The organism is Chloroflexus islandicus (genome assembly GCF_001650695.1).
In the GTDB taxonomy this organism is placed as follows: Bacteria; Chloroflexota; Chloroflexia; order Chloroflexales; family Chloroflexaceae; genus Chloroflexus; species Chloroflexus islandicus.
In genome coordinates, this window is record NZ_LWQS01000087.1 from 1 (window position 1) to 20,313 (window position 20,313).

Genomic DNA, 20,313 nt, shown 5'->3' on the forward strand with positions numbered 1-20,313 from the left:
GGTAGGGGCATAGCGATGCTATGCCCCTACCCCGCCCTTAGTGTGGTATAGTACAAGAAACGTGTCATCCGCCTACCCTAGTAAGGAGGAGCGCAGCCCATGAGCGATGATCCGCGCGAAATGCTGCTGCGCCGCGTCGCCGCTGATAATGTCGCGTTCGTGAATTTGCAGTTCACCGATGTGTTGGGCATCGGCAAGACGGTGACCATTCCGGTTGAAGAATTGCCCGACGCGCTCGACCACGGTGTCTGGTTCGATGGCTCGTCGATCGAGGGGTTTGCCCGCATGGTCGAGAGCGATATGTACCTTGTGCCCGACCTCTCGACCTACGCTGTGGTGCCGTGGGATCGGCACGAGGGCATGATTACAGCGCGCTTGATCTGTTCGGTCTATACCCCCGACGGCAAACCCTTCACCGGCGATCCGCGCAATGTCTTGAGCCGGATGCTCGATCAAGCGGCGGCAGCCGGCTACCGCTTCATGGTGGCGCCGGAGCTTGAGTTTTTCTTGTTTAAGACCGATCCCAACGGGCATATTCTCGAACCGCATGACAAGGCGGGGTATTTTGATGTTTCGACCGATCTGGCTACCCATATCCGCCGCCAGATGGCGCGCACGTTGCAGGCGATGGGGATTACGGTCGAAGCGGTGCATCACGAGGTCGCTCCCGGCCAGCACGAGATTGACTTGCGCTACGCCGATGCGTTGCGCTCGGCGGATCATCTGGTGACGGCGCGGGTGGCGCTCAAGGCGGTGGCCCAGATCAATGGCCTGCACGCGACGTTTATGCCGAAACCGATGGCCGGCGTCAACGGCAGCGGCATGCATGTTCACCAGAGCCTGCTGGATGTCGAGAGCGGGAAAAATCTCTTTGCCGATCCCGATGATCCCTACGGCTTGTCGCCGCTGGCCCGCCATTTCATTGCCGGCTTGCTGGCCCATGCTCGCGGCATGTGCGTGCTGCTCGCGCCGCTGGTCAATTCCTACAAACGGCTCGTGCCCGGCTTCGAGGCGCCGGTGCATATCTCGTGGGGCCGCACCAATCGCTCGGCGCTGGTGCGCGTGCCGCGCATTACCGCCGGTCGCTATCAGGCGACGCGGATCGAGCTGCGCTGCCCGGATCCGGCCTGCAATCCCTACCTTGCGTACACGGCGATGCTGGCCGCCGGTCTCGATGGCATCAAGCGCAAATTGCCGCTGCGTGACGCTGCCGAAGAAGATCTCTTCCACGTCGATCCTCGTGCGCGCGGGTTGGCGACCTTGCCGACCTCGCTCGGCGCGGCGCTCGATGCCCTCCGCGAAGACGAGGTTATCCTCGAAGCGATTGGCCCCTCGGTCGCCGAGCGGTTCCTCGACGCCAAACAGCAAGAGTGGGAGAGTTATCGCGCCTACGTGTCGCAATGGGAAATTGACCGCTATTTGGCGATCTTCTAATTGCGCACCGCCGCAGCGGGTGAGCAATGATCACTCACCCGCTGCGGTCGTCGAGTTGTTCGGTTGGGCAAGGCCATCAAAGAACGTGGTGATGATCAGATCGGCAATCGCCTCTCCATGCTCGCCAATCTTCGCCTGCTCGGTGTGGAAAAAGGGATAGAGCATTCCCATGAGCAACCATGCAGCGACATGGGGATCAACCGGACGCAGCTCACCACGGTCGATGCCGGCCCGGATCATCGCGGTGATCGGCGCAATCAGGCCGTTGGCGTAGCAGCGTTCGACGCTCGCGCGCGCAGTTTCGCTCAGGCGCGGCAGATCGTGGTTGCTCAGCCGCACCAACGCCCGCTGGGCCGGCGCTTGGGCAAATAACCCGCGCACCAACGCCGCCAACTGCGCGCGGGTGTCCGGTTCGCGACCAGCCGCCGCCGCCAGCCCCGCCATCTCTTCGGCCCAATTGGTCAACACCGCCACCAGCAGGTCTTCTTTGTCGCGAAAGTGATGGTAGAGGCCGGCTTTCGACAAGCCCGCCGCTTCGGCAATTTCACGCATGGCGATGCCTTCGTAGCCATACGTGACAATGAGTCGCGCGGCTTCGTCGATGATCCGGTTACGGATGTGCTCAGAGTTTTGTTGCCGGTTCATAGGTGTGTATGGATGGGGCACAGCGTGCTATGCCCATACAGGAAGCTGGGGGCACAGCACGCTGTACACGTACAAGCTCGTTATGAATGGGCATGGGCCAGTGCGCTGGCGCGTTCGGCGGCCCGGCTCTTGAGGCCCAAGGCGGCCAAGGTCAAGAGCAGCATCACGACGCCAATGGCCAGAAATGCCAACCCGTATCCCGCGACCGCGCCGCCGCCGGCAGCCGCAATAATCCCGACCAGCACCGCTCCCAACAGTTGGCCGCTGCCCATCGTGACGGTTAGCAACCCTTGCGCCGCGGCCCGTTCATTGGCCGGCACCTCATTTAACAGAATATACCGCAATGCCGCGCCAAGCAAGATCGCAAGCCCAATCCCCATCACCGCTGAGGCAAGGTAGAAAGCGACGATGCTGGCCGGCCAGCCGCCAAGGATGATCAATCCGATCCCGCTTAAGGCGACGCCGATCGTCACCACGATGCGCGAACCGAACTGGTCGAGCATCCGTCCCGACACCGGCGAACCAACTGCCATCGCCAGCACCACCGGCAAGAGCATGAAACTGGCGGTTGAGCTGCTCACGCCGTAGGCCGAGGTCACAAGCGCTGGCACGAAGACGATCGCCGACTCAGCGATGCCGGCGCCGATCGCCAATGCAGCCGTCAGCCAGATTTGGCGGGAACGGAAGATTGTTGGTTGCAGAACCGGTTCTGCCGCGCGCCGTTCCACCGCGATAAAGATCGGCGCAAACACGATGGCGATGATCAAGGCGCCGATCGCCAGCCACGGCAATTCACCCGCGCGCAATAAGGCCGGATCGAGTTCAGTCAAGCCATACGCCAAACCGGTGAGCATGACCGCCAGCGTCGCCAAGCCGGCCACGTCAAATGGCGCTGTGGTGTCCCGTGTCCGTCCCGGCAACAGCTTGGCGCTGAAGGCGATGAGAATAGCCGCAATCGGCAGATTGATCAAGAAGAGCCACTGCCAGCCGAGCAGCAACAGCAAACCGCCAAGGATTGGCCCGATCAGGAAGGCAATGCCAAAGACGGCGCCGATCAGACCCAGCGCCGAACCACGCCGCTCAGGCGGGAAGGTATCGCCGATCACGGCGCTGGCGACCGGAAAGATGCCGCCGGCGCTGAAACCTTGCACGAGACGCCCGATCAGCAGCACGGTAAAGGAAGGCGCAATGGCAACCAATAATGAACCGAGCGCAAAACCGCTCAGACTAGCGATATACAGTGCGCGCCGGCCAAACCGGTCTGAGAGTGCGGCAATGGGCGGCGTGCCGATCAAGTTCCCCAACACATAGATCGAGAAGACCCACGACAATGCTCGCTCATCGGCGCCAAAGACGTTTTGGATCGCGGGCAAGGCCGGCCCGACGATGGCAATATCGAGCGCGGCCATCAAGACGCCGAAGAAGAGCAGACCGAGGATTTGGTTGCGCTGGCGTTCGTTTGCCATACGTGGAACTACTCCTTTGTTGCATGAAAAACCGACCGACCGGTCGGTAAGCAGTATAGCACAGCGGTTGCGATTTGTCTACCGGCCGGCCGGTTGGGGAATAAACATTGCACTCCCAACGGTGCTTGCGCCGGACGCAATGGCCGGTGTGGTACAATCGGGCAAGGGTTGGTTATCGCACTATGGCTGGCCGATGCAGATCACACTCAACATTGAAGACATTCACGCCGATACGCCGCTGCCGCCGCTCTTTCGCGTGCGCCAGCGCTGGCAGACCGCGCCGCTGGCCGATGTGACGGCAGCGGTGCGGGCCGAGCTTGACCGGCTCGGCTTGGCGGCCCAACTGCGGCCCGGTATGCGGATTGCCGTCACCGCCGGCAGCCGGGGAATTACGAATATCGTGCCGATCACCGCGGCGGCGGTGCGCTGGTTGCGCGATCACGGCGCCGAGCCGTTTCTCGTGCCGGCGATGGGCAGCCACGGCGGCGCGACGGCTGAAGGCCAAGTGGCGCTCCTTGCTGCACTCGGCATCACCGAGCAATCGATCGGCTGCCCGATCCGGGCCACGATGGAGGTGGTTGAGTTGGGCCGGATCGCCGACGGCACGCCGGTCTACATGGATCGGTTGGCCGCCGAAGCTGACGGCGTGCTGGTGATTAACCGCATCAAGACCCATACCTCGTTCAAAGCGCCGATTGAGAGCGGTTTGGCCAAGATGTGCGCCGTCGGGTTGGGCAAGCGCCACGGCGCTGAGATTGTCCATCGCACGGCGGTGTATGGTTTGAAAGAGCAACTCGTGCCGATGGCGCGCATGGTGGTCGAGCGCGGCAAGGTGCTGGCCGGTTTGGCAATTCTCGAAGATGCGCGTGATCAAACCGCAGCGATTGTCGCGCTCCCTCCCGCCGAGATTGGCGGCCCCGGCGAAGCGGCCTTGCTGGCGCGCAGCAAAGACATGATGGCGCGCTTGCCGTTCGACCGGCTGGATGTGCTGGTGGTAGACCGGATCGGGAAGAACATCAGCGGCACTGGGATGGATACCAACGTGATCGGGCGGTTGCCCATCCCCGGCGAGCCGCCGCCTGAACGGCCCGTCATTAACGTGATTGTCGTGTTTGATCTCACCCCTGAAACCCATGGCAACGCCAATGGGATCGGGTTAGCCGATATTACCACCGCGCGCCTTGCCACCAAAATCGATTTTCACGCCACCTATGTGAATGTGTTGACGGCAGGTCTGGTTGGTCTCTGCAAAGGCGGTTTACCGATTACCCTGCCGACCGAGCGCGATGCGGTGGCGATGGCGATCAAGACGTGCGGCCAGCCTGATCCGGCGGCGGTGCGGCTGGTGCGCATTCCTGATACGTTGCATCTCGAAGAGCTGCTGGTCAGCGCTGCCTTGCTGCCGGAAGTCGCCGCTCATCCCGATCTCGATGTGCTTGGTCCCGCTGCATGGGTGCTTGACAGCGCCGAAGGATAGATTCACTATGCCGCATCATCTTCTCCACCATTGGGACGAACCGGCGATTGATGAATGGGAACGGGCAGCGCCGTTGCCCGCCGACGATCCGCACGCGCGGATTGCGCTGATCAGTCCGCCGCTCGCGGTGAATGAGGCGGTTGCCATCATTCCGAGTTGGGCCGCCGATACCCCGCCTGAGAGCTGGATCGAAGTGCAACTGCGTGTGCAGCAGGATGGCCGGTGGAGCGGGTGGTACCGCTTGGCAGCGTGGGATGCTGACGGCGCGCGGCGCACCAGTTTTGACGCGCAACGGAATGAAGGCGGTTGTGTCGCCACCGATACCGTGCAACTGGCGACCCCAGCGCACGCCGTGCAGGCGCGGGTGTTGCTCTGCGGCTTGCCCGGCGCCGATATGCCTGAATTGACCGATTTGTTTCTCTGTATCACGACAACCGCGCCGCCGGTTTCGCTTTCCCAGCCGCCGGCCCGTTCCGCCATTGCGCTGCCGCTCTTGCTCTGCCAATACGACTATCCCGGCGGCGACGGCTGGTGCAGCCCGACGGCGGTTCACATGGTGCTGGCCTATTGGTATGCCCAATTGGCCGATCCGCGCCTCGCGCCCTTCGCCGGTGGCGCGACCTTGCCTGATCTCACCGTCGCCGGCATCTTCGATCCGGGATGGGAAGGCACCGGCAATTGGTCGTTCAATACCGCCTTCGCGGCCCGCTTTGGCCTGCGCGCCTACGTCACCCGCTTCAATACGCTCGAACAAATCGGGCGCTGGACTGCGGCCGGCGTGCCGGTGATTGTCAGCTTGGCGTGGGAAGCTGGTCAGATCGACGATGCCCCGGGCCGCACCAGCGGCCATCTGACCGTGGTGCGCGGCTTTACCGATACGCACGCGCTGATCGCTGAACCAGCCGGTCGCGACCGGTTGTTGCGCGCGTACCCGCACGATCAACTGGCCGCGGCATGGCAGGCCAATTCAAGCGGGACGGTCTATCTGATCTACCCGCCCGATTGGCCGCGGCCTGTCCCCGGCCCAGACGATGCGTGGGTCTAGTCTTCCTCAGGAGGCGGTCATAGCGGCGCTATGCTCTTACGAGGCGGGCATAGCGGCGCTATGCCCCTACGAGATGGTATGCGGATTTTGATGCTCTCGCCCTATCCGCCGTACCCGCCGCGCGGCGGCGGCGCGTTGCGGATCTACCATCTGCTGCGCGGGTTAGCTGCTCGCCATGCGGTCACGCTGCTCTCCTTCGCCCCTGACGAAGCGGCGGCGGCAGCGATGCAGCCGTTGCGCGATCTCGCCGAGGTGCGGATCGTGATCGGGCCGCCGGCCCGCTCGTTGGGCCAGCGCGCGCTGACGACGCTGGCAAGCCCATTGCCGGATATGGCGCTACGCAACGCGAGCCCGGCCTATTCAGCCGCCTTCGCCGAGCTGTTGGCCAGCGCGCAGTTTGAGGTCGTGCTGGCCGAGAGCATCGAAATGGCGCCCTACTTACTACAAGCGCGCAAGCATCGCGTCCGCTTGGCGCTCGACGAATTCAACGCCGAGTACCTGCTCCAACGCCGCGCCGCGCTCAACGACCTGCGCCGCGCGCCGCGCCCCAAAGCGCTGATCGGCGGCGGCTACTCGTTGATCCAGTGGTTTAAGCTGGCCGCCTTCGAGCGGCGCGTGTTGCAGACCATCGATCGGGTATTGGTCGTGTCGGCGGAAGACGCCGCAGCCTTGCGCCGGTTAGCGCCAAACGCCCCATTGCACCTCGTGCCCAACGGCGTCGATTGCAGCCATTTCGTGCCGCAGGCTGCGCCCCCTTCCAACGATCTCGTCTTTATTGGCACGCTCGACTACCGGCCCAACGTCGATGCCGTCCTTTGGTTTGCCCACGAGGTCTTGCCGCACATCCGCCGGCACCATCCGGCCCTGCGCTTACGGCTCATCGGACGCCGGCCCCATCCCAGCCTGCGCGCGCTGCACGACCACCAGACCATCATCGTCACCGGCGAAGTTGATGACACTCGTCCGGCGCTGGCCGCCGCCGCCGCAGTCGTTATTCCTATGCGGATCGGGGGCGGTTCGCGGTTGAAGTTGCTCGAAGCGCTGGCGATGGCCGCGCCGGTGGTGAGTACCAGCATGGGGGCAGAGGGTATTCCCGGCCTGCGCAACGGCGAGCATCTGTTGCTGGCCGACACGCCAGCGGCGATGGCCGCCGCGGTTAGCCGGCTCGTCACCGACCGGCCCTTCGCGCAACGGCTCGGCCAAGCGGGCCGGGCCTTCGTCTGCGCCGGCTATGATTGGGCGCAGATCGTGCCCCGGCTCGAAGCAGCGCTACAGGCGTGACAGGGTAAAGGCCGCAGTAGAGCCGGACGGCGGTCCGGCTCCGCAAAGGCGCAGAGGATTCAAACGCAAAGACGTGAAGGGCGCAGAGGGCGCAAAGGTTTTTTATTTTTTGTGTCTTTTGCGTCTTTTTGTGGCTATTCGGCCCAATGCCCCCACCCCCAACCCCTCCCCCGCTGGGGGAGGGGTGTTCGGCTCCTCCCCCCCAGCGGGGGGAGGTTGGGAGGGGGGCCATCAAGCGAGAAAAGCGCAGAGACGCTTAACGCCAAGGCGCTGGCCGGACGGCTGTCCGGCTCCGCTCCCCCGGTTGTCATTGCGAGCCGCGCGGTAGGGGCAGAGCACAGCTCTGCCCGCCGCGCGGCGAAACCATCTCCCGCTCCCCGGTTGTCATTGCGAGCCGCCGGAGGCGGCGAAGCAATCTCCCACTTCAGCGGAAGAGGTGCCTCTACGCCATTGGGTTGCACCTCAGCGAGGAATTGCTGCGGGCACCGCCCCCAACCCCCCAGCGGGGGGAGGTTGGGAGGGGGGCCATCAAGCGAGAAAAGCGCAGAGACGCTTAACGCAAAGACGCGAAGAGCGCAAAGGGCGCAGAGGTTTTTTTATTGTTTGTGTCTTTTGCGTCTTTTTGTGGCTATTACACCCCCCCTGCGTCCTCCGCGCCCTCTGCGGTAAAAAAACCTAAAACCCTGCGGTCGCACCGGTTGCGATTCTCCCCCCGCATTTGCTATACTATCCACCAAGCATCACCGATTGCGCCATGACCATCGCTACCCTCACCCGGTACGACATGCGGCTGACCCTGCACGACGGCCATACCGACACCTCCCGCGGCCCCTTTGGCGCCGGGCCGTTCGATGACGCGGCCTTGCGCGCTGTAGCGCTCGATCCGGCTGCGTACGGCGCGGCTTTGTGGGCCATGCTGTTCGCTGAGGCCGCGGCGCTGGCCGCCTACCGCGAGTTGTACGCCGCAGCGGTGAATCGGGCTGCCGCGACGGCGCTGCGCCTGCAGTTGTTGCTGCCCGCTGCCTTGCACGGCCTGCGCTGGGAGATGCTGCGTGACCCGGCGCGCGACGTGCCGCTCGCGCTCGATGGGCAGGTCTGGTTGTCGCGCTACCTCGCAGCGGACGATCCGGCCCCGCTGCGCCGCCGTCCGCGCAGCGCGCTGCGCGCCGTCGTCGCGATTGCCGCGCCGCGCGACGCCGAGCGGTGGGGGCTTGCGCCGATCGATGCCGATGCCGAAACAGCGCGGGCCCAGCAGGCGTTGGCCGGGATCGATGCCGCGGTCGTACCCGCGACGTGGGACGCGCTAAGCGCGGCGGTGCGGGAGGGGTGCGATATCTTCTATCTGGCGGCCCACGGCGCGCTGGTGGAGCGCCAACCGTGGCTGTGGCTGGTGGATGAGGCTGGGCACGCCTCCCGGCGGGCCGGGGCCGATCTGGCCGCGCTCATCCGCAGCCTTGCCCCCGACCGCCGCCCGCGCCTGATCGCGCTGATCAGTTGCGCCGGCCTCACCGACGACCAGCCGCTGGCGGCGCTCGGCCCGCGATTGGCGCAGGCCGGCGCGCCGGCGGTGCTGGCGGCCCACGGCGCGTTGCCGCAAGCCGCCGCCGCCGTTGCGTTGCCGGTCTTCTTCACCGAACTCAGCCGCGACGGCCAGCTCGACCGCGCCCTCACCCTCGCCCGGCTGGCCGTCCAGCAGGCCGGCCACCCCGCGTGGTGGGCGCTGACCCTGCTCAGCCGGCTGAGCGATGGCCGCCTGTGGCCATCGGTCACGGAACCGGCCACCGCGGCGCCGTTCCGGGTGCCCTACCAGCCTAACCCGCTCTTTACCGGGCGCGAGCCGGAGCTTGCGCGCTTGGCCGCGATCCTGTGCGATGACCACCCCAACGTGGCGGTGATTACGCCGGTGGTGCAGGGCGTCGCCGGGATCGGCAAGAGCCAACTGGCCGTGATGGTTGCTTACCGCACCCGCGACCGCTTCCCCGGCGGCGTCTTCTGGCTGAATATGGCCGATGCCGACAGCATTGCCGCGCAAGTGGCCGCCTGCGGCGGCCCCGACGGGCTGAACCTGCCCGGCTGGGCGGGGTTGGCGCTGGCGGATCAGGTGGCGGCGGTGCGGCGAGCGTGGCAGGAGCCGGTGCGCCGGCTGCTGATCTTTGACAACCTCGAAGACCCGCAGCTCCTTGCGGCGTGGCGGCCCGCCGCCGGCGGCGCCCGGGTGCTGGTGACCAGCCGCAATGCCCACTGGCGGGCAACGCTGGGGGTGCAGCACGTCGCGCTCGCGCCGTTGCCCCGCGCCGATAGCCGCCGGTTGCTGCTCGCATCGCGCGCGCAGGCGCAAGGGGTGACAGCGGACAGCCTACTAGCCGATCCGGCCGCCGCCGCGGACGCCGATGCGATCTGTGAGCTGCTCGGCGACTTGCCGCTGGCGCTGGCACTGGCCGGGGCCTACCTCGAAGACCTGCCGAACCTGCCGCTGGCCGCCTACCGCCAGCAGCTTGCGCAAACCGTGCTGCGCAACGAGTCGCTCAGCGATGAACTGGCGCATGCGGCACTCTTGCCCACCCAGTATCCGCGCGGCGTCGCCGCGGCCATCCAGCTCAGCTACGACCGGCTTGACCCGCAGCGCGACGCGGCAGCGCGGGCGTTGCTCCACCGGCTGGCGTGGCTGGCCCCCGCACCCGTACCGCTGCCGCTGGTGGTGGCGCTGGCTGGCGGCGATCCGGCCGGCCCCGCCGCGACCGCCGCCGCCGATCCAGCCCTGCGCCGGTTGCGCGAGGTCGGGCTCGCCGAGCGCAGCGCGGCCGGCGTCGCGATCCACCGGCTGGTAGCCGCGTTTGCCTGCCAGCGCGACCCGGACCCCGGCGCCACCCGCGCCGCGACGGCCGCAGCCGCGGTGGCGGTGATGGATACGATCGAGATCGAGCGCGCGCCGCTGGCGGCCACGCCATACCGCCCGCACCTGCTGGCGTTGTGCGACCACGCCAGCGTGTTGGATGAACTAGACGCGGCGCGACTGCTGATGGCAACGGGCAACCTGTTGTATCACCAAGGGGACTACGGCGCCGCCCGCCCGTTGTACGAGCGGGCGCTGGCGATGACGGAACGGGCGCTGGGCCCCGACCACCCCCAGACCGCCGCCAGCCTGCACAATCTGGCGTATCTGTTGCAGCAGCAAGGGGACTACGACGCCGCCCGCCCGTTGGTCGAGCGGGCGCTGGCGATCACTGAACGGGCGCTGGGCCCCGACCACCCGGATACCGCCCTCAGCCTGAACAATCTGGCGTCTCTGTTGCAGCAGCAAGGGGACTACGGCGCCGCCCGCCCGTTGTACGAGCGGGCGCTGGCGATCCGGGAACGGGCGCTGGGCCCCGACCACCCCCAGACCGCCGCCAGCCTGAACAATCTGGCTGGGCTGTTGGAATCCCAAGGGGACTACGGCGCCGCCCGCCCGTTGTACGAGCGGGCGCTGGCGATCCGGGAACGGGCGCTGGGCCCCGACCACCCGAATACCGCCCTCAGCCTGCACAATCTGGCTGGGCTGTTGGAATCCCAAGGGGACTACGGCGCCGCCCGCCCGTTGTACGAGCGGGCGCTGGCGATCCGGGAACGGGCGCTGGGCCCCGACCACCCGGATACCGCCCTCAGCCTGCACAATCTGGCTGGGCTGTTGCAGCAGCAAGGGGACTACGGCGCCGCCCGCCCGTTGTACGAGCGGGCGCTGGCGATGACGGAACGGGCGCTGGGCCCCGACCACCCCCAGACCGCCGCCAGCCTGAACAATCTGGCTGGGCTGTTGCAGCAGCAAGGGGACTACGGCGCCGCCCGCCCGTTGTACGAGCGGGCGCTGGCGATGACGGAACGGGCGCTGGGCCCCGACCACCCGGATACCGCCCTCAGCCTGCACAATCTGGCTGGGCTGTTGCAGCAGCAAGGGGACTACGGCGCCGCCCGCCCGTTGTACGAGCGGGCGCTGGCGATGACGGAACGGGCGCTGGGCCCCGACCACCCCCAGACCGCCGCCAGCCTGAACAATCTGGCGTATCTGTTGCAGCAGCAAGGGGACTACGGCGCCGCCCGCCCGTTGTACGAGCGGGCGCTGCGGATTATGGAGCAGCGGTTGGGTGCGAACCACCCAAATACGAACATTGTGCGTGCGAATTTGCGAAGGCTTTTGGAACAGTTGGGTGAGGCATAGGTTCTGTCTCCTCCGGCGATGCGGGGCAGTTGCGAGGCGGTCAACGCCAAGGCGCTGTAGAGCCGGACGGCTGTCCGGCTCCGCAAAGGGCGCAGAGGATTCAAACGCAAAGGCGCGAAGGGCGTAGAGGGCGCAAAGGTTTGTATTTTTTGTGCCTTTTGCGTCTTTTTGTAGCTATTCGGCCCAATGCCCCCACCCCCAACCCCTCCCCCGCTGGGGGAGGGGTGGCTGGCTCCTCCCCCCAGCGGGGGGAGGCTGGGAGGGGGCCATCAAGCAGGCAAAGGGGCAGAGGATTCAAACGCAAAGGCGCGAAGAGCGCAGAGGGCGCAAAGGTTTTTTATTGTTTTGTGCCTTTTGCGTCTTTTTGTAGCTATTCGGCCCAATGCCCCCACCCCCAACCCCTCCCCCGCTGGGGGAGGGGTGGCTGGCTCCTCCCCCCAGCGGGGGGAGGCTGGGAGGGGGCCATCAAGCAAGCAAAGGCGCAGAGACGCTTAACGCCAAGGCGCGAAGAGCGCAGAGGGCGCAGAGGTTTGTATTTTTTGTGCCTTTTGCGTCTTTTTGTGGCTATTCCCCCTGCGTCCTCCGCGCCCTCTGCGGTAAAAACTCTTTCTGCCCTCTGCGGTAAAAAGCGCACCCTCCTCGCAAAATCAGCCAATTGCTGGTATGATACAGCTACGCACCGCAAGACTGAGAGCATCCACGCCATGGTATCTGACGCACTGCGCACCGCTAAAACGATCATGTACGAAGAAGCGCAACGGTATAGCGTTGGCGTGCAGCGCATCCTGCTCTTCGGCAGCCGCGCGCGCGGTGAGGCGCGGCTCGACAGCGATTGGGATTTTTTGCTGATCGTCGATCGTCCGCTGGAACGGGCGTTGCAGCGACGCTTGGCAACGGCCATCGGGGTGCGTCTGGTGCGAGAACGGATGCCCGCCGACGTGCTGGTGTTATCAGCCAGCCAATTTGATCAACATAAGAGCGATGTGGGCCACATTGCGTACTACGTCCATAAAGAGGGTGTGCCGTTATGATCCCTCCGAGTGTGCTGGCATGGGTGCGTAAAGCTGAGAGTGATCTCAAGGTGGCGCGTGACGAGCTGGCAACCTTGGAACCTGCGATGCCAAGGCGCAGAGCAAGCAAAGGCGCAGAGACGCTTAACGCCAAGGCGCGAAGAGCGCAGAGGGCGCAGAGGTTTGTATTTTTTGTGCCTTTTGCGTCTTTTTGTGGCTATTCCCCCTGCGTCCTCCGCGCCCTCTGCGGTAAAAAATCCCCTAGCGCCAGACGGCGGTCCGGCCCCGCTCCCCGCTTGTCATTGCGAGCCGCCGGAGGCGGCGAAGCAATCTCCCCCAAGAGCGGGAGTCATCCGCTCAGGCATGTGCTGCGCCGAAGCGGGAGATTGCTTCGGGCGCTGCGCGCCCTCGCAATGACATATTGCCCCGCGCCCCTCGTCCGCCGTCAGGTGGGCGAGGGGGCCGGGGGGTGAGGACCAGCAGCCCGCGCAGCGGGGCTTCGTACCCCTAGCCCGGCCCTGAAGGGCCGGGCAATACGGCGCGGCTGCGCAATGTACGGGTGTCGCGACGTTGTGCCTCGCCCGCATGCCCACCTTTCAGGCATCCTTCGCGCTGAAGCGGGAGATTGCTTCGGGCGCTGCGCGCCCTCGCAATGACATATTTGCGCCCTCCGCGCCCTCTGCGGTAAAACAGGCTTAGTGCAACATAGCATCCGATATGTTTCACTGAAGATCATTATAATTGACATAAGCAAGATGGGGGCTTTTCCTGCCTTCATGCTACAGTGCTGGCAAGCAATGACCATGACGCCGCGCAGCAACCCGACCACGCAAACTATACGGCTTCATCACTCAGCGATTGGAAGCTCGGTAAGCGGGTTCTGCAACATGTGCGCCTGTTGTGCGTTTTCGTGGCTATTCCTCCTTACCCCCCGCCAGCGTTAACACTCCTCAACCTTTGGGCTGATGAAACGTTAACATGGCTATGCTATGCTGATCATGGCGCATCGATGATGTCCGATGACCGTCCACCCGCCGGGGTTCGCCGGCTTGCGGCTGCGTGAAGCAGCGTGTGCGTGCAATGCCTTTCCCATCGTACCGTTCGATGCGCCGGGGGAAAGCGTCGCGCACAGGTGTCCGGTCGTCTACGAGAGGAGCAATGCCTATGTTTACCCGGATTCTGAACTTCTTGCGCCGGCTTGGCCAGATCCACCCTGCCGTGATCGCAATCGCGCCTGACCGCACATGGTAAGAGTAGGGTACAATTGAGCGAGTAAGGTATTCGTTCGTTGTACGAGGAGCGCACCAATGGCCCGTGTCGGTATTTATGGCGCAACCGGATACACCGGGATTGAGTTGCTCAAGCTGCTCTCCCGCCATCCGGAGGTGGAGATCGCTTTTGCTACTGCCCGTTCTGCTGCTGGGCAGCGTTTGAGCGATGTCTTCCCGATTGTGAGCGATCTGCGGCTGACCGCGGTGGAGGAGGTCGATCCGGCTGGTGTTGATCTGGTCTTCACCTGCCTCCCCCATAACACCCCTGACTTGATTCCGATTGTGCAGCGCGCGCTTGATGCCGGCGCGAAAGTGGTCGATTTTTCCGACACGTTTCGCATTGCCGACCCCGCAGTCTATGCGGCGCGGCGCGGCAAGCCGCATCCGGCGCCGGAATTGCTCGCGCTGGCGGTGTATGGTCTGCCTGAGCTCCATCGCGAACGCATTCGCCAATCCCGCTTGGTGGCGAATACCGGTTGCTATCCGTTGACGGCCATTTTGCCGCTGGCGCCGTTGGTGCGCGCCGGTTTGCTCGCCGATTCGACCGTGATTGTCGATAGTAAGTCGGGCGTCTCTGGCGCGGGACGTTCGCTGTCGTTGAAGACGCATTTCGGCGAGACGCACGAGACCTTTAGCGCCTACAATGTTGGCCGCATCCATCGCCATTTGGTCGAGATGGAGCAGGAGACCGGCTTGCATATTATCTTTGCCCCGCATCTGTTGCCGGTCTTCCGCGGGATTCTCTCTACAATTTATGTCAATCTCAAACCGGAAGTGGATGACGCGACCCTAGCCGCCGTCTACGCCGATGCCTACACCGCCGAGCCGTTTATTCACGTGTTGCCGGCGGGTAAGCTCCCCGAATTGCGCCACGTCCAGCACACGAATCATCTGTTGATCGGTCACCAAATGGTCGAGCCGGGCCGGGCAATTGTGGTGGCGGTGGTGGATAATCTGGTGAAGGGGGCATCGGGGCAGGCGGTGCAGAACATGAACTTGATGTTAGGCTTCGCCGAAACAACCGGTCTCCTGTAGAGCTGCACGGCCTGTAGAGACGCATGGCCGTGCGGCTCCTTATTGTGGAGCCGCACAGCCGTGCGGCTTTACTATGTCAACGCCTTTTCCGTCTCGCGGTCGAAGATGTGCATCTTCTCCATATCGAAGACCACGTCGATCGTGTGGCCGGTGCGCGCGTTCGAGCGCGGGTCGAAGCGACCGATGAACTCTTTGCCGCTGTTTTCGACGTAGGCGTAGATTTCGGCTCCCATTGGCTCAACCACGTTGACGGCGGCATGCACTTTGGCCCGCTCGTCAACGCCGCGCGGCACGTAGTGGGCATCGTGCAGGTCTTCGGGGCGGATGCCGAAGTAGACGCTCTTGCCGATGTGGCTGCTGACGTGATCGAGTTTGCTGGCCGGCACCGGCAAGACGAACTCTTTGCCGACCACCACGCTCACCCCGCCGTCGGTGCGCTCGAGCTTCGCCTCAAAGAAGTTCATCGCCGGGCTGCCGATGAATCCAGCTACGAACATGTTGGCCGGGTGATCGTAGAGGTTCTGCGGCGTGTCGATCTGCTGCAAGATGCCATCGCGCATCACCGCAATGCGCGAACCCATCGTCATCGCCTCGGTCTGGTCGTGGGTCACGTAGATGAAGGTGGTCTTGAGGCGCTGGTGGAGCTTGCTGATCTCGGCGCGGGTCTGCACGCGCAGCTTGGCGTCAAGGTTCGAGAGCGGCTCGTCCATCAAGAAGACGGCGGGGTCGCGCACGATGGCGCGGCCAAGGGCGACGCGCTGGCGCTGGCCGCCAGAGAGAGCTTTGGGCTTGCGGTCGAGCAGGTGGGCGATGCTGAGCATCTCGGCGGCTTCCTTCACCCGCCGGTCGATCTCGGCCTTGGGCACGCGGCGCAGCTTGAGGCCGAAGGCCATATTGTCGTAGACGCTCATGTGCGGGTAGAGCGCGTAAGACTGGAAGACCATCGCGATGTCGCGATCTTTGGGTGGGATGTCGGTCACATCGCGATCACCGATGAAGATGCGCCCTTCGGTGACTTCTTCCAACCCGGCCAGACAGCGCAGCGCGGTTGATTTGCCGCACCCCGACGGGCCGACCAGCACCAGAAACTCGCCATCGGCGATGTCGAGGTCGAGATTCTTGAGCACGGTGACTTCACCAAACCGTTTCCACACGTGATCGTACTTAATGGAAGCCATTGTCAAAGCTCCTTTGCTGGGCGAGATCGCGCTCGCCAATTGGCGTTGTATCCTCAACCGGCTGCGCGCGGCGCAGCGGTGGAGTGACGGACAATCAGGCGCACCGGCAGCAGGGTGACGGGTGGTACAGTGCGCCGTTCGATCAGGCTGATCAGATGGCGGGCCAGCGTTGCGCCAAGCTCGCGGCGCGGCGCGCGCAACGTCGTGAGCGGCGGGTAGGTATGCGCCGCCAGCGGCAGATCGTCGCACCCCACCACCGAGACATCTTGCCCGACGACCTTGCCGGAGTCGCGCAGGGCATGCATCGCGCCGAACGCCAGTGTGTCGGTTGCTGCCAGCACCGCGGTGGGCGGGGTGCGCACCGCCAGCAACTCTTGCATCGCCGCCATGCCATCGTCTTCGCTGCTGCCGGCTTCGATCACCAGCGTGGCATCACGGCGCAGACCGGCGGCGTGCAGGGCGGCGACGTAACCGGCATAGAATGGCTCGCTGATGCTGAGGTCTGACGATGTCGCCAGCAAGGCGATGCGGCGATGGCCGAGCCGGATCAGGTGCTGGGTGGCTTGTTCGGCGCCAGCGCGTAGATCGAAACCGGCAATCGGGCAGGTCACACCGGTCGCCGGCGCGCCGATAGCGATCGCTGGAATGCGCGCCTCGGCCAATACTGCCGGGCGCTCATCGGCCACCCGCAGATCAAAGAGCACAAGACCATCGACCCGGCCACTGCGGGCAAGGCGGAGATCGAGTTCGCCTTCGGCTTCGCTGTCAGTGGGCGCTGCGATCAAGAGGCAGTAACCGGCAGCCGTTGCCGCTTCGCTGAGACCGGCCAATATCTCGGCAGTTGCCGGATCGGCCAGCCGTCCGGCGATGCCGGGGGCGACGACGCCGAGGGTGTGCGAGCGGGTGCGAAGGGCGCGGGCGCTGTAGTTGGGCTGGTAGCCAAGCTCGGCCACAGCGGCTAGGACGCGCTCGCGGGTGGTATCGCTGACGACGCCGGTGCCGTTGAGCACATACGAAACCGTTGCGGTAGAGACTTGCGCGCGCCGCGCGACATCTTTGATCGTGGCCACAGCCCTTACTCCGCCTTAAACGTTTAAGCGGTTAATCGGTTAAGTGGACTATAGCACGTTCTTATCACGTTGTCAAGAGGTGGAAGGGGATTAGTCGAGGGCGGATCGCCCCTCCCCCAGCGGGGGAGGGGTTGGGGGTGGGGGCATTGGGCCGAATAGCCACGAAAAGACGCAAAAGGCACAAAAAATACAAACCTTTGCGTCCTCTGCGTCCTTTGCGCCTTTGCGTTAAGAGTCTCTGCGGCTTTGCGGAGCCGGACAGCCGTCCGGCTCTACAGCGGCTTGGCGATGACTCCCTCACCCCCCGGCCCCCACTCCCACCTGACGGCGGGAGCGGGGGATCTGCCGGATTGCAGGCAAGGCATTGCTTGAGCGGAACGCAGCAGCGCCCCTCTCCCGCGACGCGGGAGAGGGGTTGGGGGTGAGGGCCTATGTACCGCCGAGGCCGCAGCAATCCCCTCCTTCGGCGGCAAGGTTCCGCTTCCGTGCTCGCGGGGGATTGCTTCGCTGCGCTGCGCTCCGCTCGCAATGACAACCGGGGAGCGGCGCTTCCCCCAAAACCTTTGCGCCCTCTGCGTTCTCTGCGCCTTTGCGTGTGAAACCTCTGCGCCTTTGCGGAGCCGGACAGCCGTCCGGCTCTACTGCGCCTTGGCGATGACTCCCTCACCCCCCGGCCCCCACTCCCACCTGACGGCGGGAGCGGGGGAGCTGCCGGATTGCAGGCAAGGCATTGCTTGAGCGGAACGCAGCAGCGCCCCTCTCCCGCGTCGCGGGAGAGGGGTTGGGGGTGAGGGCCAGCAGCCCGCGCAGCGGGCTTCGTAAGCCTAGCCCGGCCCTTTAGGGCCGGGTGCTGGACAGATGTTCTGTCCGCCCTTGAACCCAGCATAGGCGGGGTTAGGGGTGGGGGCATTGGGCCGAATAGCCACGAAAAGACGCAAAAGGCACAAAAAATACAAACCATTGCGTCCTCTGCGCCTTTGCGTTTGAATCCTCTGCGTCTCTGCTGGCTTTGCGGCTTTGCGGCATCGCCCCCGCTTGCCGGCTTTGGAGTGCGGCAGTCAAACTGCCGCACTCCATATCTGTTCACCCTCAACCCGCGTGGGGGCGCATTGTTCCCGCCGCGGGTGAATAGCCACAAAAAGACGCAAAAGGCACAAAAAATACAAACCTTCGCGCCCTCTGCGTCCTTCGCGTCTTTGCGTTTGAATCCTCTGCGTCCTCTGCGCCTGTGCCTACCCCGCCAACCCCTCGCGCACTAAGCGCTGGTACTCGACCGGGTGCTCGATCGGGGGCAGATGGCCACACGCAGGGATGAACTCAACCTTCGCCGCTGGGATCAGCGCCGCCGCTGCCCGCACTTCGCCGGGCCGGATGATCCGATCGTCTTGCCCGCCGATCAACAACGCCGGCGCTTTGATCGTCTGCAAGCGGCTCTTCAAGGTTGGATCGGCGGTCATTGTCTGCATCGTGACATACATCCGGCCATCGGCGCGCGCATGATCGGCGAGGTACGCATCCCAGCACGCCGGATCGGCGGGCGGGCCGGCCAACAGCCATGCCGCCATCAGTTGGCTGGTGAGCGGCGACCCCAAGGCCCAGCCGGCCCATGTGTTGATCGCCGGACGGGCAAGACCGAGGAAGACATCAAACGGGGTGCGGGCCAGCGCGAGCGCCAGCGCGTCGGGAGTGGTCGTGCGCACCCCGAAACTGGTCAGGATCACGTGACCAACCCGCGCTGGCCGCGTCGCAGCGACCACCGCCGCTACGCCGGCGCCGAGCGCATGGCCAATCAGATCAAACCGGCGTAATCCCATAGCATCGGCAAACGCGATCACTTCATCCGCCAGCGTTGCCAACGTTGGCGCAGTGCTCCGCGCCGGCGACTCACCGCAACCGGGCAGATCGATGGCGTAGCCGGTGCGGATATCGGCCAACCCGCTTAAAACCTCGCGCCACAAACAACTGGAAGCGCCAAACCCATGCACCGCAATGAGCGGTGGCCCCTCACCCACGCGCAGATAGCGCAACGGGCCATTCATCGTGCGCACGGTTGCAGTCTGTACCGTGCTTGCTGCGGTTGAGAGCCGTAATCCCCGTCCGCGCACAATATCATCGTTCGGCGCCGAAGATTGCTCCGCCGCATCTTGGGCCGGCGGCACCGAGATACGTAATCCGCGTCCGCGCCGGATCGGTTCGTTCGTTTCATCTGCCATACCGTTCCTCCAGTTCAGTGGCCAAAGCGGCATACGCCTGCGCGCCGGCGCTCTGGGGGGCAAAGGTCGCAATCGAAGCGCCGGCTGCCGGCGCTTCGGCTAACCGGATATTGAAGGGAATGACAGTCGTGAAGACCAGATCGCCGTATTGCGCCCGTACCTGCTGCTCGATCTGCTGGCTCAGGTTCGTGCGCCGGTCAGCCATTGTGCAGACAATCCCGCCGATCCGTAACGGCGGATTGATCTCGCGCACCAGCGCGATCGTCGCTTCGAGCGGCGGCAACGCGCGCAAGGCGTAGGCGTGCAATTGCAGCGGCACCAACACCATCTCGGCGGCGGCCAGCGCATTGAGCGCAAACAAGCCAAGACTCGGCGGTGGATCGAGCAGGATGTAGTCGTACTGATTCTGGGCGGCGCGCAACGCCTTGCGCAAGAGCAATTCGCGCCCCACCCTCCCGGCTAGTTCGAGTTCGGCTCCGGCCAGATCGAGCGAGGCTGGGATGAGGTCTAACCCGTCGCTGAGGCTGCGGGTGGCGAAGGCGCTCCCGTGTTCGGGGTTGAGCAAGACTTCGTAGACGCTGTATTCCAACCCTGCCGGGTCAACCCCCAGCCCTTGCGTCAGGTTCGCCTGCGGGTCGAGATCAACCAGCAGCACCCGTCGCCCGCGCGCCGCCAACATCACCCCCAAATTCAGCGCCGTCGTCGTCTTGCCGACGCCGCCTTTTTGCATTGCCAACGCGATCGTGCGCGCCATAATCTGCACCATGCCATGCATCATTCCCAACACCATTGATTGTACCGCCCAAAGTAACATGTAGAGCCGCACGGCCGTGCGGCTCCCCCCATGCCCCACCGGAAGCGTCATCGGGCCGCCCCCATGGCCAGTGGCCGTGCGGCTCCCGCCCCCATGGCCAGTGGCCGTGCGGCTCCCCCCATGCCCCACCGGAAGCGTCATCGGGCCGCCCCCATGGCCAGTGGCCGTGCGGCTCCCGC

General features: G+C 64.8%; 13 protein-coding genes. 7 read left to right on the forward strand and 6 right to left on the reverse strand.

The genetic code is table 11. From position 1 onward, the window contains the following. The first annotated feature begins 99 nt into the window (after positions 1 to 99). A complete protein-coding gene (glnA, locus tag A6A03_RS16805; protein WP_066790595.1) occupies positions 100 to 1,434 on the forward strand; it encodes a type I glutamate--ammonia ligase in 1,335 nt (444 codons plus the stop codon). Positions 1,435 to 1,464: 30 nt separating this feature from the next. Here glnA and A6A03_RS16810 read toward each other — a convergent pair whose 3' ends face one another. Both A6A03_RS16810 and A6A03_RS16815 read right to left on the reverse strand, forming a co-directional pair. Further along, complete coding sequence (locus A6A03_RS16810) at positions 1,465 to 2,079, reverse strand: TetR/AcrR family transcriptional regulator (RefSeq protein WP_066790597.1); 615 nt, start codon at positions 2,077 to 2,079, stop codon at positions 1,465 to 1,467. Positions 2,080 to 2,159: 80 nt separating this feature from the next. Beyond that, complete coding sequence (locus A6A03_RS16815; RefSeq protein WP_066790600.1) at positions 2,160 to 3,545, reverse strand: MFS transporter; 1,386 nt, start codon at positions 3,543 to 3,545, stop codon at positions 2,160 to 2,162. 16 nt (positions 3,546 to 3,561) lie between these two features. On the opposite strand from A6A03_RS16815, the gene A6A03_RS16820 reads away from it, so the two are divergent. The 6 genes from A6A03_RS16820 to argC all read left to right on the forward strand — a co-directional run bounded on the left by A6A03_RS16820 (position 3,562) and on the right by argC (position 14,859). Continuing rightward, the gene (locus A6A03_RS16820; RefSeq protein ID WP_245669036.1) at positions 3,562 to 5,022 is read left to right on the forward strand and encodes a nickel pincer cofactor-dependent isomerase, group 22; all 1,461 of its coding nucleotides are present in this window, start codon (positions 3,562 to 3,564) and stop codon (positions 5,020 to 5,022) included. 7 nt (positions 5,023 to 5,029) lie between these two features. Beyond that, positions 5,030 to 6,067 (forward strand): peptidase C39 family protein, encoded by a 1,038-nt coding sequence (locus A6A03_RS16825; protein ID WP_066790603.1) that lies wholly within the window; start codon positions 5,030 to 5,032, stop codon positions 6,065 to 6,067. Positions 6,068 to 6,145: 78 nt separating this feature from the next. Next, a complete protein-coding gene (locus tag A6A03_RS16830) occupies positions 6,146 to 7,348 on the forward strand; it encodes a glycosyltransferase family 4 protein (RefSeq protein ID WP_066790605.1) in 1,203 nt (400 codons plus the stop codon). A 754-nt stretch (positions 7,349 to 8,102) separates the two neighbouring features. Continuing rightward, positions 8,103 to 11,543, forward strand: coding sequence for a tetratricopeptide repeat protein (locus A6A03_RS16835; RefSeq protein WP_066790607.1), 3,441 nt, complete (start codon positions 8,103 to 8,105; stop codon positions 11,541 to 11,543). 704 nt (positions 11,544 to 12,247) lie between these two features. Further along, on the forward strand, positions 12,248 to 12,574 hold the full coding sequence (locus tag A6A03_RS16840; RefSeq protein WP_066790609.1) for a nucleotidyltransferase domain-containing protein: 327 nt from the start codon (positions 12,248 to 12,250) through the stop codon (positions 12,572 to 12,574). Positions 12,575 to 13,860: 1,286 nt separating this feature from the next. After that, positions 13,861 to 14,859, forward strand: coding sequence for an N-acetyl-gamma-glutamyl-phosphate reductase (gene argC, locus A6A03_RS16845; RefSeq protein WP_066790611.1), 999 nt, complete (start codon positions 13,861 to 13,863; stop codon positions 14,857 to 14,859). A 71-nt stretch (positions 14,860 to 14,930) separates the two neighbouring features. On the opposite strand, the gene A6A03_RS16850 is transcribed toward argC, so the two are convergent. From A6A03_RS16850 to A6A03_RS16865, 4 genes are all read right to left on the reverse strand, one after another. Next, on the reverse strand, positions 14,931 to 16,037 hold the full coding sequence (locus A6A03_RS16850; protein ID WP_066790614.1) for an ABC transporter ATP-binding protein: 1,107 nt from the start codon (positions 16,035 to 16,037) through the stop codon (positions 14,931 to 14,933). 53 nt (positions 16,038 to 16,090) lie between these two features. Next, positions 16,091 to 17,107 carry a LacI family DNA-binding transcriptional regulator gene (locus A6A03_RS16855; RefSeq protein WP_066790616.1) on the reverse strand — a complete coding sequence of 339 codons (1,017 nt, stop codon included), beginning with the start codon at positions 17,105 to 17,107 and terminating at the stop codon, positions 16,091 to 16,093. 1,232 nt (positions 17,108 to 18,339) lie between these two features. Next, complete coding sequence (locus A6A03_RS16860; protein ID WP_066790618.1) at positions 18,340 to 19,320, reverse strand: alpha/beta fold hydrolase; 981 nt, start codon at positions 19,318 to 19,320, stop codon at positions 18,340 to 18,342. Then, on the reverse strand, positions 19,310 to 20,098 hold the full coding sequence (locus A6A03_RS16865) for a ParA family protein (protein WP_245669037.1): 789 nt from the start codon (positions 20,096 to 20,098) through the stop codon (positions 19,310 to 19,312). The genes A6A03_RS16860 and A6A03_RS16865 overlap by 11 nt, the downstream gene beginning before the upstream one ends. Positions 20,099 to 20,313: the final 215 nt, after the last annotated feature.